This is a genomic window from Mesorhizobium loti, from assembly GCF_013170705.1.
GTDB lineage: Bacteria > Pseudomonadota > Alphaproteobacteria > Rhizobiales > Rhizobiaceae > Mesorhizobium > Mesorhizobium loti_D.
This window is the reverse complement of the sequence record NZ_CP033334.1, coordinates 6,518,982-6,534,509: the sequence shown is the minus strand read 5'-3', so window position 1 is coordinate 6,534,509 and position 15,528 is coordinate 6,518,982. Positions and strand designations below refer to the sequence as shown.

General features: G+C 59.3%; 16 protein-coding genes and 1 pseudogene. 9 read left to right on the top strand and 8 right to left on the bottom strand.

The window, feature by feature from the left end; all coding sequences use genetic code 11:
• The first annotated feature begins 190 nt into the window (after window positions 1–190).
• The 4 genes from EB815_RS31790 (at window position 191) to EB815_RS31780 (ending at window position 3,503) form a co-directional block, all read left to right on the top strand.
• A complete protein-coding gene (locus tag EB815_RS31790; protein ID WP_065005548.1) occupies window positions 191–1,477 on the top strand; it encodes an ATP-grasp domain-containing protein in 1,287 nt (428 codons plus the stop codon).
• A 113-nt stretch (window positions 1,478–1,590) separates the two neighbouring features.
• Window positions 1,591–1,857, top strand: coding sequence for a transposase (locus tag EB815_RS33795; protein WP_065005549.1), 267 nt, complete (start codon window positions 1,591–1,593; stop codon window positions 1,855–1,857).
• The gene (locus tag EB815_RS31785; protein ID WP_348646009.1) at window positions 1,854–2,693 is read left to right on the top strand and encodes an IS3 family transposase; all 840 of its coding nucleotides are present in this window, start codon (window positions 1,854–1,856) and stop codon (window positions 2,691–2,693) included. Before EB815_RS33795 ends, EB815_RS31785 begins: the two co-directional genes overlap by 4 nt.
• Window positions 2,694–3,218: 525 nt before the next feature.
• Complete coding sequence (locus EB815_RS31780; RefSeq protein ID WP_065005556.1) at window positions 3,219–3,503, top strand: hypothetical protein; 285 nt, start codon at window positions 3,219–3,221, stop codon at window positions 3,501–3,503.
• Window positions 3,504–3,802: 299 nt separating this feature from the next.
• Here EB815_RS31780 and EB815_RS31775 read toward each other — a convergent pair whose 3' ends face one another.
• Together EB815_RS31775 and EB815_RS31770 are read right to left on the bottom strand one after the other, a co-directional pair.
• Window positions 3,803–4,735, bottom strand: coding sequence for an isopenicillin N synthase family dioxygenase (locus tag EB815_RS31775; RefSeq protein WP_171883335.1), 933 nt, complete (start codon window positions 4,733–4,735; stop codon window positions 3,803–3,805).
• Window positions 4,732–5,439: a class I SAM-dependent DNA methyltransferase gene (locus EB815_RS31770; RefSeq protein ID WP_065141624.1), complete on the bottom strand. Its 708-nt coding sequence runs from the start codon at window positions 5,437–5,439 to the stop codon at window positions 4,732–4,734. Before EB815_RS31770 ends, EB815_RS31775 begins: the two co-directional genes overlap by 4 nt.
• Window positions 5,440–5,953: 514 nt before the next feature.
• Between EB815_RS31770 and EB815_RS31765 the strand changes: the two genes are divergently transcribed.
• Window positions 5,954–7,468 (top strand): integrase, encoded by a 1,515-nt coding sequence (locus tag EB815_RS31765; RefSeq protein ID WP_065005558.1) that lies wholly within the window; start codon window positions 5,954–5,956, stop codon window positions 7,466–7,468.
• A 542-nt stretch (window positions 7,469–8,010) separates the two neighbouring features.
• Here the strand turns inward: EB815_RS31765 and EB815_RS31760 are convergent.
• Window positions 8,011–9,056, bottom strand: a pseudogene (locus EB815_RS31760) (IS630 family transposase).
• 189 nt (window positions 9,057–9,245) lie between these two features.
• Here EB815_RS31760 and EB815_RS34325 point away from each other — a divergent pair.
• Window positions 9,246–9,452 carry a LexA family protein gene (locus EB815_RS34325; RefSeq protein WP_348625443.1) on the top strand — a complete coding sequence of 69 codons (207 nt, stop codon included), beginning with the start codon at window positions 9,246–9,248 and terminating at the stop codon, window positions 9,450–9,452.
• A gap of 156 nt (window positions 9,453–9,608) precedes the next feature.
• On the opposite strand, the gene EB815_RS31750 is transcribed toward EB815_RS34325, so the two are convergent.
• The 5 genes from EB815_RS31750 to EB815_RS31730 all read right to left on the bottom strand — a co-directional run bounded on the left by EB815_RS31750 (window position 9,609) and on the right by EB815_RS31730 (window position 12,435).
• Window positions 9,609–10,076: an enolase C-terminal domain-like protein gene (locus EB815_RS31750; protein ID WP_245303347.1), complete on the bottom strand. Its 468-nt coding sequence runs from the start codon at window positions 10,074–10,076 to the stop codon at window positions 9,609–9,611.
• 156 nt (window positions 10,077–10,232) lie between these two features.
• Window positions 10,233–10,547 carry a transcriptional repressor gene (locus tag EB815_RS31745; protein WP_155767372.1) on the bottom strand — a complete coding sequence of 105 codons (315 nt, stop codon included), beginning with the start codon at window positions 10,545–10,547 and terminating at the stop codon, window positions 10,233–10,235.
• Window positions 10,548–10,719: 172 nt separating this feature from the next.
• Window positions 10,720–11,154 carry a hypothetical protein gene (locus tag EB815_RS31740; RefSeq protein WP_065141615.1) on the bottom strand — a complete coding sequence of 145 codons (435 nt, stop codon included), beginning with the start codon at window positions 11,152–11,154 and terminating at the stop codon, window positions 10,720–10,722.
• A gap of 76 nt (window positions 11,155–11,230) precedes the next feature.
• Window positions 11,231–11,959, bottom strand: coding sequence for an SDR family NAD(P)-dependent oxidoreductase (locus EB815_RS31735; protein WP_065005239.1), 729 nt, complete (start codon window positions 11,957–11,959; stop codon window positions 11,231–11,233).
• The gene (locus tag EB815_RS31730; protein ID WP_065005240.1) at window positions 11,956–12,435 is read right to left on the bottom strand and encodes an SDR family oxidoreductase; all 480 of its coding nucleotides are present in this window, start codon (window positions 12,433–12,435) and stop codon (window positions 11,956–11,958) included. The genes EB815_RS31735 and EB815_RS31730 overlap by 4 nt, the downstream gene beginning before the upstream one ends.
• Window positions 12,436–13,237: 802 nt before the next feature.
• Between EB815_RS31730 and EB815_RS31725 the strand changes: the two genes are divergently transcribed.
• From EB815_RS31725 to EB815_RS31715, 3 genes are read left to right on the top strand one after another with little or no spacing between them, the layout of a single operon-like run.
• Window positions 13,238–13,945 carry a class I SAM-dependent DNA methyltransferase gene (locus EB815_RS31725; RefSeq protein ID WP_065141624.1) on the top strand — a complete coding sequence of 236 codons (708 nt, stop codon included), beginning with the start codon at window positions 13,238–13,240 and terminating at the stop codon, window positions 13,943–13,945.
• Window positions 13,942–14,193 carry a 2-oxoglutarate and iron-dependent oxygenase domain-containing protein gene (locus EB815_RS31720; RefSeq protein ID WP_171883334.1) on the top strand — a complete coding sequence of 84 codons (252 nt, stop codon included), beginning with the start codon at window positions 13,942–13,944 and terminating at the stop codon, window positions 14,191–14,193. The genes EB815_RS31725 and EB815_RS31720 overlap by 4 nt, the downstream gene beginning before the upstream one ends.
• Window positions 14,186–15,205 carry an isopenicillin N synthase family dioxygenase gene (locus tag EB815_RS31715; RefSeq protein WP_065005220.1) on the top strand — a complete coding sequence of 340 codons (1,020 nt, stop codon included), beginning with the start codon at window positions 14,186–14,188 and terminating at the stop codon, window positions 15,203–15,205. Before EB815_RS31720 ends, EB815_RS31715 begins: the two co-directional genes overlap by 8 nt.
• Window positions 15,206–15,528 lie beyond the last annotated feature (323 nt).

Here is a 15,528-nt window from a genome sequence, read left to right as displayed (position 1 = left end):
CATGTTCATCGGCCTATTGCAAGGTGCCTTGGCGCACCGCTTACGATCCTTCAAATAAAATCACACAATCTTTGCGACCGCAGATCGCTGACACTGATACCTTCACCGCAAGGTCTGAGGTCAGGCACGGCTGAAAGAGGTTATGCCATGTACGCTCGCCCGCCCGCACAGCACGCAACGGAGGTCGATAATGCCAAGAAGAGCGCTCATACTGGTTGAAGGCGGAAGTAATATGCCTCTACATGTCCAATACGTCCAAGCGGCCAAGCGTCTTGATCTTCAACCAATTACACTGTCGGCTGATTCTCGGTACGACTATCTTGCGGCGGAAGGAATTGAGGTAGTCCGTGTCGATACAGAAAATCTCGATGCGCTGATCCGGGAATGCTCCCGGCTAAATGCGACCTATGACATTGCTGGCATCACGTCCGCAGTGGAGTTGTTCTATTCGACGGCTGGCAAGCTCAGCCGGTACTTCGATCTACACGGACCGAACCCCGAGCCGATTGAACAATGCTGCGATAAAGTTACTCAGCGTCAGCTCCTCGCGCAGGCCGGCGTTCCAATACCTGCTTATCGCGTGGCGACGGATGCGACGGATGTGGAAAGCGCTGCCGCGGAAATCGGCCTGCCGGTGATTGTTAAGCCAGCTGTAGGCAGCGGCAGCACGGGGGTCCGATTGTGCCGCAGTCTAGATGAGTTGGCTGAACATACGGCCTATCTGTTAGGCGGGAAGCACATATGGCGTTCTTCGCCAAGGATACTGGTCGAAGAATTCGCACAAGGCGCTCATTATACCATTGACATAATGGGAAATGAGGTCATTGCGATTGCGGCCCTTGACTTCGACCGCCCCCCGCATTTCGTCTATCGTGAGTGCACCTATCCGGCAGTGCTGACCGATGACGAGCATGAGCGCATCGCCGATGTTTCGCTGAGCTGTTTGGCAGGTCTCGGCCTTGGCTGGGGCCCAACGAATATTGAACTCCGATGGACGAAGCTCGGTCCAATCGTCATTGAAGTCAATCCTCGTCTTGCGGGTTCGCCCAGTCCTGAACTGGTTCAGCTGGCTTACGGTGTCGATCTCGTCACAGAGCACATCAAACTTGTAATTGGTGACGAATGGAATTTGCGCAGAAGCCATTCAGACACTGCGGCCGTGCGCTTCCTAGTTCCTGATCGCGATGGCACCCTTGATTGGATTGATGGCCACAGTCGGGCGGCTGCCGTCTCAGGTGTCGCCGCGGTTAAGTTGTTTGTTGAACCCAACACGCAGATCGTCAGGAAAGGCAATTGCCTAGACTGCATCGGACATGTCATCGCCGTTTCACCCAGCTTTGCTGAGACCAAGGCCATACTTCAGGATGCTGTCGACTTAATCGATTGGTCGATCACACCATTTTCGGCCCTTGGCGACAGGAATAACCTGCGGCCCCTCGCGCCCCGCATCAGCGCCGGTGGCCCCAATAAGAGGTGATCGTGGACGAAGCAATTGAGAGCACGAGAGAGTGCTCTGATCCCTGAAAACTGGATCGTTCGAAAGTGGAGTTTTCCGCTGTAATTTCCCGATCGGGAGAGGAGCGGAAGACGATGAAGGCATCGAAGTTCTCGGACGCGCAGAAGGCGTTCATTCTGAAGCAGGGATCGGACGGAATCCCCGTCGCGGAGATCTGTCGTCGGGCGGGGATTAGCCAGGCGACGTACTTCAACTGGAAGAAGAAATACGACGGACTGCTGCCGACCGAGATGAAGCGGCTGAAGCAGCTTGAGGACGAGAACGGCAAGCTCAGGACGCTGGTGGCCGATCTCTCCTTGGACAAGGAGATGCTGCAGGACGTCATTCGCCGAAAACTGTGAGGCCTGGTCGCAAACGCGAGCTGGTGGCGGAGACGTGTGATGAGTGGAACTTGTCGATCCGACGGGCATGCCGGGTTCTGGAGTTCGACACGTCGACCTATCACTACAAGTCCCGCCGCCGCGATCAGGCCGGCATCGAAGCTCGGATCAAGGAAATCTGCGCCTACACGGGTCCGCTACGGATACCGGCGCGTGCACGTAATGCTCACGCGCGAGGGCTGGAACATAACATGAAGCGAACCTATCGAATTTACAGGGACTTGGGCCTGCAGCTCAGGAACAAGACGCCGAAGCGGCGTGTGAAGGCGAAGCTGCGGGAAGGCCGTGAGGAAGCCGTCGGCCCGAACGACGTCTGGGCGATGGACTTCGTCCACGATCAGCTCGCGACGGGCAAGAAGATCCGTGTGCTGACGGTCGTCGACACGTTCTCCCGCTATGTGCCTGTGCTCGACCCGCGGTTCAGCTATCGGGCAGAGGATATGGTCAGGGCACTGGAACAGGTCTGTCCGAAGATCGGCTATCCGAAGACGATCCGCGTCGACCAAGGCTCCGAGTTCGTCTCCCGCGACCTCGACCTATGGGCCTACGCGAAAGGCGTGACGCTCGACTTCAGCAGGCCGGGAAAGCCCACCGACAACGCCTACATCGAAGCCTTCAACGGCCGCTTCAGGGCGGAGTGCCTGAACGCCCACTGGTTCCTGACTCTTGCCGACGCCGCCGAAAAGTTGGAGGATTGGCGCAGATACTACAACGAGGTGCGCCCGCATGGGGCGATCGGGCACAAGGCCCCGATCTCGTTGCTCAATCTCGATGGCGCCGCCAGCCCGCCGTCGTGAGAAAGCCGGGAAACTCCACCTTCCGGCGGTCCAGAGAATGGTATCGGAGCAAAAACGGTCGAGGCTCTAATCGCCGCTGGATGAAAGTTCAGTGGCAGGTCAATCGCAACATAAACAAGCTGGACCTGAAGCTGAACTTGATCCCCTACATCAAACCCGAGCTCCCGTGAGCCCTCTACGACAAGGTAGGTCTGCATCAAGTTTTCTGTGATGCCATCGTAAGGCGGTACAACTTTTTCACTGGCAAATGCAGTGGGCGCGCTCGGCACACAACCCAGCAGAACAGAGCGAAACAACGACTTTATAGCCTAGTTCCCTCTTCTCATTGGGCTCCCGCCCCAGCGCAGACTCCTGGTGGAATCAGGAATCGAACGACATGTCGGAGGCGCGTTTTAGCCTGAGTCAATTGGTTGGATTTGAAATGCCACTTCCCTGTGCGCTATTTTAGCATCCCATACCGAAACTCGGATCGGAAAAAAACCAATCAGACGGTTGAGTTTTTTGGAAAAGGTGCCGTAGCGGATCGTGTCGGAATTTGGCGGAGCAGCCTCCGGCAAGTTGAGGTTTATCGATTCATGCGGCGAGGTCAATCTGCTGATCGAGTGGCTTGGCGGGGAGCCATCCGTCGATTTGGCAACCCATCATAGACGTTATGACCGTGGTGCGATTGGCGGCCCGTCCTTAGTCTTCAACGGCTTTCGCACCGATGCGGCGGTGATCCGCGAAGCCTTGGAGGCGGCCGCGCCGATGGCGATCGAAGCGGCATTGGAGGCTGAACGGATGCAACTGAAGAGCGAGGCCGGCAGATGATCGAGTTGGACCTGCAGCAGGCGCGCTAGCGGCCTGCGACCCCGAAGACCGCCTCATTGCGGTTCAGCTCGAGAGCTGGGAAGCGACACTCACGCGCGTGGACAGCTGCGAGGCTCGCCTGAGCGAGGTCCAGCGCGTGGAACCGGTCGATGCGGTCCGGACTTCACGGTCCTCGCGCAAAGATCTTGAAGCCGCCTGGAACGCGCCGGGCGTCGACATGCACTGTCGTTCCCTCCGGATTCTGGACATTGCTTTGCCCTTAGCATGTTCTAATCTCCTTCTCGAGAAAACCGAACGACCTACTGCAACTCGCGCGCGCGCCCGGCGCCATTCCCGGTTTCCCAGATTGACTCGAAGTTGCGCAACATCACTTCCGCGACGCTGAAGGTGTGCTTCCCTTGCCGGGAAGTCAGGCGAGCGTCGATGTCGGGATAGATAAAGAATGGAAGGGAAATTCGTTCGGCCGGACCGGTGTGCACGACCTGATGGGGCGTGCTCTTGAATCGGCCATCGCTCAAGGCCTGAAGCATGTCGCCCAGATTGACAACGAGACTATCGGGCAAGCTCGGCGCCGGCACCCAGCGCCCCCCGAACCACACCTGCAAGGAGCGAGTCGGGAGTTCCTCCTGCAGCAGCAGCGTGAAGAACCCATTGTCGGTATGCTTTCCGGCCGTGCCGCCAGTAGATGGATATCGGATCACGCGTTGCAGGACCGTCGGCGGGTTGAAATGGCGTCGGAACCAGCCCTCTTCCATATCGAGCAGGTCGGCTAGCGCGGTCCCGAGCTGCGGCACAACCTCGTTGACCACGGTAGCCTGCAAAGCAAGCAGGCTTCGAGCGAAACCAGGAGCCAACGTGTCGTCCGGAAGGCGCGTGCGTCCGGCAAACGGACGCCGGTCGCCTTCGTTCTCGATTCCGAGATCGAACATTTCCTTTGGATCGGGGCCAGCTTGGGGATGTAGCACCTCGCCGTGCAACGGACTGTATCCACGGGCGGTAGCGGGGTACACGTCTTGGCCTGCGTGACCATAACGTTCCTTTGTCGAATGTGGCAACGCGAAGGACCGCCGGGAAGCCTGGATGGCCTCTGATATCTGTTCTTTCGGGATCCCGTGTTCGACAAGGTAGAAGAAACCGTACTCCTCGCAGGTCATGCGTAGACGCTCACGCTCTTCGTGTCGCGTTGCGTCGGCTGCCAATCTCGCCAGCGAGATTTGCGGTAACGTGGTCATGGCCGCTCCTCCGTTTGTGCGTTAGCCTCATGGGTCACCTGAAAAATCCAATAGTGCGCGTGCTCCTCGGCGACGTATCTGCCGTCGTTTAGACGCTGTGCCGGCACAAGAACGCCCGCATCCTGCAGACGCCGCACCTCCTGTTCGAAGGATGTGGCCTCCGCATAGCTCTTACGGGTGCTTGCGATGACGAACCCGTTTGGGCGCGTGACGCGAGCCAATTCGCGCAGCCCCTCCGGTCGGACATGCCCGAGCGTGAAGACGCCGCAGCAGACCGTTATGTCATAGCTTGCGCTGGAGTAGTCGGAGAGCGGCCCGTTGAGGTCGACATCGCCTCGAACATGGCGGTAGACGCGGGTTTGCCGGGCCTTTTCGGCCATCTCCTCGGAGAGGTCGATCCCGTCGATCAACCGGAAGCCGAGGCGTTCCAGTTCCACGCCGACGAGGCCGGTTCCGCAGCCAGCGTCCAGGATTGCAATGGTTGCTCGCTGACCGGCCAAATAGGCCGTCTGCACGGCGCCCGCCAGTTCCGCCACGATCATCGGCCCGCAGTACTCGTCGAGGCCGACATCCAGATCGTAGGAACTGGCCCATCGGCGATAGAAGTGGGCCAAGCGACCGACATCGCCGTTGAGGGCGTGGGAATCCTTGATGCGCTCTCGTGCGGCTTGCTCCAGTGCCGTCTGCTGATCGGGGGTGTTCATGCCAGTTCCTCCGTGTGGGGGCAGATGGTCATCCGGCGGCGCACCGGTCGGCACCTGCTGCCGTCTCGCAACCAGGGTTTCAAAACTCGTGCCAATTGGCCGAACAAGGCGAAGAAAGTATTTTTGTGATTGTTTTCAGCTGTTTGGCCTGAGGCAAAACAAGAAATTGGCTAAAGAAGCCAGTGTCGTGGACCCGACAAGGCTGACAGAATGTCTGATGGCGTCACCGGGTCCGCTGCACGTTGAGGGCGGCGGAGAGCCACAACGGCAGGCGACCACTTCTCCCGCAAACGGCAGGGCTGTCCGGGGAAACTGTCTGGGAATGAAATGCCGCGGGCCTATGCCCGTACGCCCCGCGTCATACGCAACGCCAGCAAACCCCTGATTGACGCGCCGCGACAATCAAACCGACAAACCCCTTGCGCCCGCATTGCCTCGTCGAAAATGTTCCTGAATGTTCAACCGTTGCCTCACATAAGTTGCTCCCTACCGAGGGGTAAGAGCAGGGGCGACTATGGGACGGCTGAGCATGGCGACAAGGAAAGAACTGACGACGGCGGTTTCAGAGCGCTATCGTGCTTCGACGCGAGCGGAGAAGGCGAGAATTTTGGATGAGTTCGTCGTCGTCACGGGCTTTCACCGCAAGCACGCGATGCGGCTGCTACGACGCGGTGAGGGGCCGTTTGCAGGCCGGCGAGCGCGGCCGCGGATTTATGATGAAGCGGAACGCAATGCGCTCATATTGCTCTGGGAGGCGTCCGACCGCGTCTGCGGCAAGCGGCTGAAGGCGTTGCTGCCCATCCTTCTCGAGGCGATGGAACGGCACGGTCATTTTGACCTGGCGCCCGAAATCCGGGGCAAATTGCTGGCGATGAGCGCGGCCACGATCGACAGGACGTTGGGACCGATCCGAGAAGGCTTGGGACGTCCCCGACGACGGCCTGCAGCGCATGCCCTGCGACGGAGCATTCCCATTAGAACGTCGGCGGATTGGGACGATCCAGCGCCAGGCTTCGTTGAGGCGGACCTCGTGGCCCATAGCGGCCCTTCGGCTCGCGGCAGCTTCATCCAAACCCTCGTGCTCACCGACATCGCGACCGGCTGGACGGAATGTGCGCCGCTGCTGGTTCGCGAACAGACGCTGTTGAGCACGGTGCTCACAGAATTGCGCAAGCAACTGCCCTTCGCGCTTCTCGGCCTGGATACGGACAACGACACCGTTTTCATGAACGAGACGCTGAAGGCCTATTGCGTCGCCGCCAACATCGTCTTCACGCGCTGCCGCCCCTACCGCAAGAATGACCAGGCCTTTGTCGAGCAGAAGAATGGCGCCGTGGTGCGTAGGATGGTCGGATATCGTCGGTTCGAGGGGCTGGAGGCCGCCACGCTGCTAGCGAAGCTCTACCGGTCAGCGCGGCTGTTCGTGAACTTCTTTCAGCCATCGTTCAAGTTGATCGCGAAGCAGCGCGACGGCGCGCGTGTGCGCAAGACGTATAGTCCGCCAGCTACGCCGCATCAGCGTCTGGTTGCCGACCCTCGCACCTCAGATGCAGTCCGCTCCCGTCTGCAGGAAATCTACGCCGGGCTCGATCCTGTCCTGCTGTTGCGCGATATCCGCGCCGTGCAGGAGCGACTCGCTGCGCTTGCCGATACTCCGCCGGCCATGCGCCCTGACGGAACAGCTCAGCCAATCGACCTTTTCCTGGCGAGTTTGCGGACTGCTTGGAAGGACGGAGCTATCCGGCCGACGGATCGCCCGATTGTGAAAGCCAAAAGGGGGCGGCGGCGTCCTGACCCTCTCGTCAAGGCGACTGCGGACTTACGAAATTGGTTCGAAGCCGAACCATGGCGAACCGGCAGCGAACTTCTGTCACGACTGCAGGCCGAGTATCCCGGCGATTACCCGGACAAACTGCTTCGAACGCTTCAGCGTCGTCTGAAGGTCTGGCGCAGCGAACAGGCGGACGCGTTGCTGTTTGGCCCCTTGATCAAGGAGCCGCCGATCCTGGAGATCGCAGGGCCACACTGAGGCGCCGTGGCGCTCGCGAAGGAGGCCGGGCGCTGCGAAACCCGGCCATCTCCGCGCCCGGCCTCCTTAGCCCCAAGCCGGGAGCAAAATGAATGAGGCAACGCTCGAATCTCGAGGAACATCGTTACGTGAGGCAATACGGCTTCTCTCCCAGATTGTCGCGCTACAGGAAGGCACCCATTTCACCCATACCGACTGGTTGTTCGGGTGGCGAAGACGAGGAGCCAAGACGCCCCTTGCAATGAGATGCCAACGGATAGGAGCCGCAAAGCATCATCGTATCTGACGGCAGATAAATTCTAGCTGAATGAATTTACAGGACCTACGCTCTACCATGCAAAGAGTGCACCTTTTACTCGGAAATTGGAGCAACGTTTGGATCATGCAGTAAACGATGATCAGAGACGAGAGGCTTATCGGCGGATGCTCGGCCCGGCGCCGACCGCGAAGAGAAGCGAGTGACCCACGGGGCGACATCGTCCGGAAAAGACAGGAAAAGTTGACCTCACCGACCCCAATCAGAGAAGCCTGCTAGTACCGTTTCACCGAGGTTCTGACTCTTTGACTGTTAGCGGATAGGCGCGGCCCATCTTGGCTCGGGCCTTTTCGGTTGTGAACATCCAGTTGATTTGGGCACCGGTGGCATTTCGCTGATGCTCGCAGGCGGCGATCTCGCTGAGAAGGCGTCTGGCGTCGTCGAGACGTCGGTGCAGGCACTGGCCGTTGAGGACGCCGATCTCGATCTCGACCATGTTGAGCCAGCTGGCGTGCTTGGGCGTGTAGTGGAATTCGAGGCGGCGCAGGATGCGGCGCGCTTCGGCCGGCGGGAAGGCTTCGTAGAGGGCCCCGGCCGAGTGGGTCGACAGATTGTCCTGCACGAGGCGAATGCAGGTGGCCTCGGGATAGTGGACATCGACGAGGTCGCGCATGCAATGGGCGTAGTCTCGTGCCGCGCGCCGTTGGGTGACCTTGACCTTTCGCCAAGGCCGGTTGACGTCGACAAGGACAAAGAGATTGACGGTACCGTTGCGGCGGTACTCCTAGTCGTAGCGCTCAAGCTGGCCCGGCTCGGCCGGGATGGGTTGGCGGACCTCGCCGATGAGCTGCACCGGGTCTCGTCGAAGCAGACCACCGGGCGCTCGGGATCGGGCGCTTCGGCATAGAGATCGAGCACGTCTTCCATGCGTGCCACGTACTCGCCATTGACCTGGGGAATGCACCACACGTCCCTGCGCCAGGGCTTGAGGCTGTTCTCGGCCAGCCGGCGGCGCACCGTCTCGTGCGACAGGCTGTCGTGATCGGTGAGCTTGACCATGGCGTCGGCCAGCAGCTCCAACGTCCAGCGAGCGCGGCCAGCAGGCGGGTTCGCGCAGGCCGTCGCCACCAGCAAGGCTTCCTCCTTGCCCGGCTCCTCGCTCAGCGCATATTCCGGATTGCCTTCCACAAAGCGTCGCTTGGTTCGACAGACGGTGGAGCCGCTCACCGCCACGACCCGGACGATCTCCTCGTCGCTGCTTCCCGCATCGGTGGCCAGCAGGATTTGGGCTCGTTTGAGCTTGCGGGCGGCATGCTTGCCGCCGCTCAGCATCGTGTTCAGTTCAGCACGCTCGGCTTGGCTCACTTCGACCCGGTAACGTAATCATCGCAGCCTCCTCGTTGGAGGCCCGGGACGAATCAACAGATGAGTCAAAATTCAGGCGCTGCGCACCGGCCCATCGACCAGGGCTTCACCGAAAAGCAAGGCCAGTACCTAGCCTTCATCTAGACCTATTCGCACATGTTTCGACGCCCGCCCGCCGAGGCCGATATCAAACGCCATTTTCGCGTCAGCCCGCCCTCAGTCCACCAGATGATCATGACGCTCGAACGAAATGGGCTCATTCGTCGTCAACCCGGCGCATCCCGAAGCATCGAGGTTCTCGTTCCGCCCCATCAGCTGCCCATCTTGCAATGGCTGCAAATCAACCAGTCAAAATCACTGTAAAACGGTACTAGTGGCCCCAAACCGTGAGAGGTTCGCCGAGAACGGCGCGGTCGACTTCGATTCCAAGCCCCGGCAGGTCCGGCGGGATAACTCCCCCGTCGCCAAATCGCGCGTTGAACGTGGCTGTTTTCAACGTAACCATATCATCAGTATTCGCTACGCCCGCAGTAGACGCGTCGGTACGGTCGCGCCGAGATGAACGATTGAGGCGAACGCGATGGCCGAGCCCGCGGTGTCCTGGACACTCATAGTGAGGCCTGCAGCACGGCAAATATCGCGATGTCGCCGGCCATGTGTGAGACCACCGGCCTTCGCAATCTTGAGGCCAATACCGTCTGCCGCATCGTCGGCGATTGTCTGGACGATTGACGCGTCGTTCGTCGCGAGCTCATCGAAGATTATCGGAACGCCAGTCCTTCGACGTAGCGAGACACACTCGCGCCACGTCGCGCAAGGTGCCTCCAAGACGAAGTCGAGACCGTGCGGTAGCAACCGCAGCATTCTCAGGGCCGTCTCCACTGTCATGCCGCAATTAGCATCCACGAGAAAGAATTCGCCCGGTTTCTTGTCTGCCAAGCACGCTGCGATACGTTCGGCATCGAGCGCCGGTCGATTTGCTATCACAGCGGGCGAATTCTACTCTAATATTGGAGCAATTTTGATCATGCAGGTCATGTAAATTAATCAGCTAGAATTAAACTGGCGGGAGATACGATGATGCTTTGCGGTTCCCGTCGTTTGGCATCCTATTGCAAGGGACGTCTTGGCTCCTCCTCGTCGTCACCCGAAAAACCAGTCGGCATGGGTGATCTGGGTGCCTTCGGGCCACTCGGGCAGGCCTTCTACGCCGATGGCGCTGGAAGGGACATCACAATCCGCTTCTCGTCCTCGACGAACAAGGTGGTGGTGATCGGAAGTGTCCGCGTCGAAATAGCCGTGTGATGCGTCAACTGTGAGTATGCGTGAGAGCCCCGGCTCGTAGAGCTGGTTCAGCGCGTTGGAAAAGGTTGCGAGTGAGACACCGACCTTGCCTTGGTTGGCCCTTCGAGGGACTTTTTCGGCACGCACATTTGGATGAAGATCGGTCAGCGGCAAATCGGCGAGCGCTACGCCTTGGCGCGTCGGCCTCGGACAAATCCTGGGCAACATAGCTACCGAGCACGGACCTCTGGAATGGACCATGTCCCGATGTTCAGCGGAAATGGGGACAGTTTTTTAGGCGTTTGTATGGAGCTTCGCGGTGTCAGCAATGGCCTTGTCCCTAGTCTCATAGTGTTTTCTCTGAGCCCAGAGAGTCTGAAGCAAGCGCCGCGCCAGTACTTAAGGCTATGCAATCACATTGCTTTTGCAGCGACGAGGCGCCGCCGGAAGAACATCCCCAAAGCTTCATTTGTCCGAAGTTGGACAAGAATGTCGGAAGCCCAAACAAAATGGGCACTGGGCCGGAGCTACGGACAAGCGGCATGACCTGCCCCTGAAATGTCTTCGCTTTGAGGTCGGTCTGCTCTTGGCATATGTTGCGCAATTGTGCCGCCCGGCGTGTCTCGATCAACTGCAGCGCAGCCTCGGCACCAAGCGGCTGGAGCAGCTTTATGACCTGCGCGCCAACGGCAAGATCAATCCCCAGCGAACCAAACGAGCAGCCGCCAGTTCCGCGGAGCGGCGCCGATGATCCGCCAATCGCAGGCGAGACTGTCCGCAAAAGCCAGGTGCTCCTGATCCGGCAGGAGAACGGCGCTCCACGCCGCCGGGTCGGAGTTTCGGAAGGCGACTTACCCTCATGGAAGACTTAGCTTGGCAGTGCGGCCACCATCCACGACAAAGATCTGGCCGGTGACGAATGCAGCCTCGTCGGAGGCAATCCATGTGACCATAGCCGCGACTTCCTCAACACGGCCGGTTCGACCCAACGGATGAATGGCACCAAGCCGCCCCCGCGCCTGCTCGGGCAAAGCGGCGACGAAATTTACGTTGAGATCGGTATCGATCCAGCCAGGAGCCACGGCGTTGCAACGCACCCCGTCAGGCCCCCCATCGACCGCCACCGCACGCGTTAGGCCATGCAGCCCTGCCTTCGAGGCGCAATAGGCCGCGTGCCCGGGGTTGGACGCCAATCCCTCTATCGAGCCGATATTGACGATGGCACCGCGGCTTCTGCAAAGATGAGGCATGGCGTGACGGATCAGCAGAAAAGGAGCGTCAAGGTTGAGCGCCATTGTGCGTCGCCACTCCTCCAGCCCCGTCTCATCTATCTTCGCTTCAACCATGCGCCCAGCGTTGTTGACGAGGATATCGAGTCGGCCGGCCTGTTGAACGACATCGTCAATGATCATGGCCGGAACGTTGGGGTCACAAAGGTCCGCGACTATCGATTCTACACGGCCAGCCTCCTCGAGCTGAACCGCAAAGACCCTGGCTCCCTCGCTGGCAAGCCTGTCGGCGATCGCCGCTCCAATGCCGCTACTTGCGCCGGTCACTAGGGCGACTTTTCCCGCGAAGCGCGTCATGCGACAGCCCTTCCGCCGTTCACCTCAACAGACACGCCGCACATGTAACGCGCGGCATCGGATGCCGACAACAGGACAACATCAGCGATGTCTTCCGGCCGCGCGACGCAACCAATCGGCACCGAGTCGTCCGGATCGGCCATCGCCGTATTCACGTCCAGCCCGCGTATGGCGAAGCCGGTGCGCAGCATCGGCGTCTCGAATTCGTTGCGGTAGGCCGGGTTGACCCGGACACATTCCTGCGCGTGATCGCGGCCCATCCACCGCGTCGGCGATGCGAGCGCTGTCTTGGGCGGTGATGTCGGCGTCGCCCAGTGGGACCACAAGATGGATAGTTGCGCTTCTGCCTCCGAAGGCTCCGACACCTTATGGCCGACCGCCTCGAGCGTGCGGTACGCGATACGATGGACAAATTTCTCGACCAGAGCGGACGGCTCTGTGGGCCTGATCTGACGGCCATGCGCAACATCGCTCAAGGCCGCCGCCTGGGCCGCACCCGGCGCGCCACTCGATGTCCAAAGTTTCACTCTGAATCGTGGTGAGAGCATCTGCATTAAAGCCTCTTTCTCGGTTGGGTGGCCAAGCCTCCGCCCTACGCCAGTACGATCTGACTCAAGTTCAAAGGCGTCGCGCAAAGATTTTCCAGTGAGTCCGATGCAGGGGCCGTTTCTGCCACCCGCCGGCAACTCCTACTGCCTCGCTACAAGGAAGATTCAAAAGTCGTGCCAACTGAGCAGAAGGAGCATCAGAAAAAATGTTCTTCCTATTATTCAAAGCCTTAATGGGAGCGCAACAGCAGCCAAGCCGAACGCCACTGTGTCACCGTGTCGACAAAACCGACAATTGGTGTCGGCACTGCCAAAGAATGTTAAGTGTGGCCCGCATGCCTCGTCCCCCCGCTGAGTCTCGAAAAACCGGAGCCACCGTCGTACGGGCATAGGCCCGCGGCATTTCATTCCCAGACAGTTTCCCCGGACAGCCCTGCCGTTTGCGGGAGAAGTGGTCGCCTGCCGTTGTGGCTCTCCGCCGCCCTCAACGTGCAGCGGACCCGGTGACGCCATCAGACATTCTGTCAGCCTTGTCGGGTCCACGACACTGGCTTCTTTAGCCAATTTCTTGTTTTGCCTCAGGCCAAACAGCTGAAAACAATCACAAAAATACTTTCTTCGCCTTGTTCGGCCAATTGGCACGAGTTTTGAAACCCTGGTTGCGAGACGGCAGCAGGTGCCGACCGGTGCGCCGCCGGATGACCATCTGCCCCCACACGGAGGAACTGGCATGAACACCCCCGATCAGCAGACGGCACTGGAGCAAGCCGCACGAGAGCGCATCAAGGATTCCCACGCCCTCAACGGCGATGTCGGTCGCTTGGCCCACTTCTATCGCCGATGGGCCAGTTCCTACGATCTGGATGTCGGCCTCGACGAGTACTGCGGGCCGATGATCGTGGCGGAACTGGCGGGCGCCGTGCAGACGGCCTATTTGGCCGGTCAGCGAGCAACCATTGCAATCCTGGACGCTGGCTGCGGAACCGGCCTCGTCGGCGTGGAACTGGAACGCCTCGGCTTCCGGTTGATCGACGGGATCGACCTCTCCGAGGAGATGGCCGAAAAGGCCCGGCAAACCCGCGTCTACCGCCATGTTCGAGGCGATGTCGACCTCAACGGGCCGCTCTCCGACTACTCCAGCGCAAGCTATGACATAACGGTCTGCTGCGGCGTCTTCACGCTCGGGCATGTCCGACCGGAGGGGCTGCGCGAATTGGCTCGCGTCACGCGCCCAAACGGGTTCGTCATCGCAAGCACCCGTAAGAGCTATGCGGAGGCCACATCCTTCGAACAGGAGGTGCGGCGTCTGCAGGATGCGGGCGTTCTTGTGCCGGCACAGCGTCTAAACGACGGCAGATACGTCGCCGAGGAGCACGCGCACTATTGGATTTTTCAGGTGACCCATGAGGCTAACGCACAAACGGAGGAGCGGCCATGACCACGTTACCGCAAATCTCGCTGGCGAGATTGGCAGCCGACGCAACGCGACACGAAGAGCGTGAGCGTCTACGCATGACCTGCGAGGAGTACGGTTTCTTCTACCTTGTCGAACACGGGATCCCGAAAGAACGCTCGGCACCGCCTACCCAAGCCCCGATGGTATCTTCACGCTGTCAGTCAATAAGAGAATGGCCCGAAATCGTTGTGCCGACTCCCATTGTCAAACAAAGGTGTACTCATGTCTAAGGAAATCGTAGCGAGACTGGACGACAAGCTGCACGCGAAACGCGAAAGCTTTGACAAGATCCCCGTGGTTGATATATCGCCGCTACTCGATGGCAGCAGCAAACAGGGGGTGGCGAAGGAGATACGTTGGGCGTTGTCGAACACTGGCTTCATGTATGTGAAGAACCACGGTATTCCGCAGGATTTTGTGGATTCGGTGTTCAATGTGAGCCGTCGTTTCTTTGATCTGCCCATGTCGCAGAAGATGACATTGCATATTAGCAAGTCCGATGTCGCCTTTCGCGGATACATTGAGCCGTTCGGGGAAAACACCGATCCGGGGAAGACGAAAGACCTGAAGGAGTGCTTTGATATCGGACCTGAACGTTCCACGTTGGAAGGTCCGTTTTTTGGCCCCAACCAGTGGCCCTCAAGTCTGCCCGAGTTTCGGGAACTGACATACGGGTATCATCAAAAGATGGTGGACCTCGCGAAAAAACTCTTGCAGGGCATTGCACTCAGTCTGGACCTGTCGGAAAGCCATTTCGAAAGCCTTATGCGGGATCCAATCAGCGTTCAGCGCCTACTCCATTACCCGCCGCAGAGTGGCTTTGTCAGCGAAGAGATCATCGGCATTGGCGCCCACACGGACTACGGCAATCTGGCTATCCTGGCGCAGGACGACGTGGGTGGTCTTCAGGTCATGAATCGAGATGGCGACTGGGTCGAGGGGATTCCGATTCACGGCGCGTTCGTAATCAACATTGGCGATCTGATCCAGCGGCTCACCAATAATGTCTACCTAGCGAACATGCACCGCGTGGTGAATATCTCGGGCCGTGAGCGATACTCAATCCCCTTCTTTATCGACGCTGATTTCAACGCGACCATAGAACCATTGGCCTCATGTGTCACAGGCAGCAACCCGCTTCGCTACAAGCCGGTTACGTGCGGCGAGCACAAATTCGGGCGTTTCGCAGCAAGTTACGCTCACCTGGCCAAGTGTAATGAGGTGGGCAGGCAACTCATTTGACACTACCTGCCGCTTACTTCCTACAACCATTTTAGCGAACCAGTCAGGCGGGCTTTCGAAGTCGCCCGCGAAGCGGCTGTGGCGCGGTGCTGAACCCGGTACGCTGATCGAGGCGCATGTACCTGCTGTCAACCGTCTGCAATAGCGACGGCATGCCCTTGCCAATCGTGGCGCGCGGCAAGACCGATACCTATAGGCTTTAAGTCCGAACTTCTCGCCCAATGGCGAACCATTTGGCGGATCTCCCGCGTGACTACCTCAGCAGGGAAACGGTAGCGGATATAACGCGAGCGAGGGGGCTTCTTCATACCTCCTCATACGGT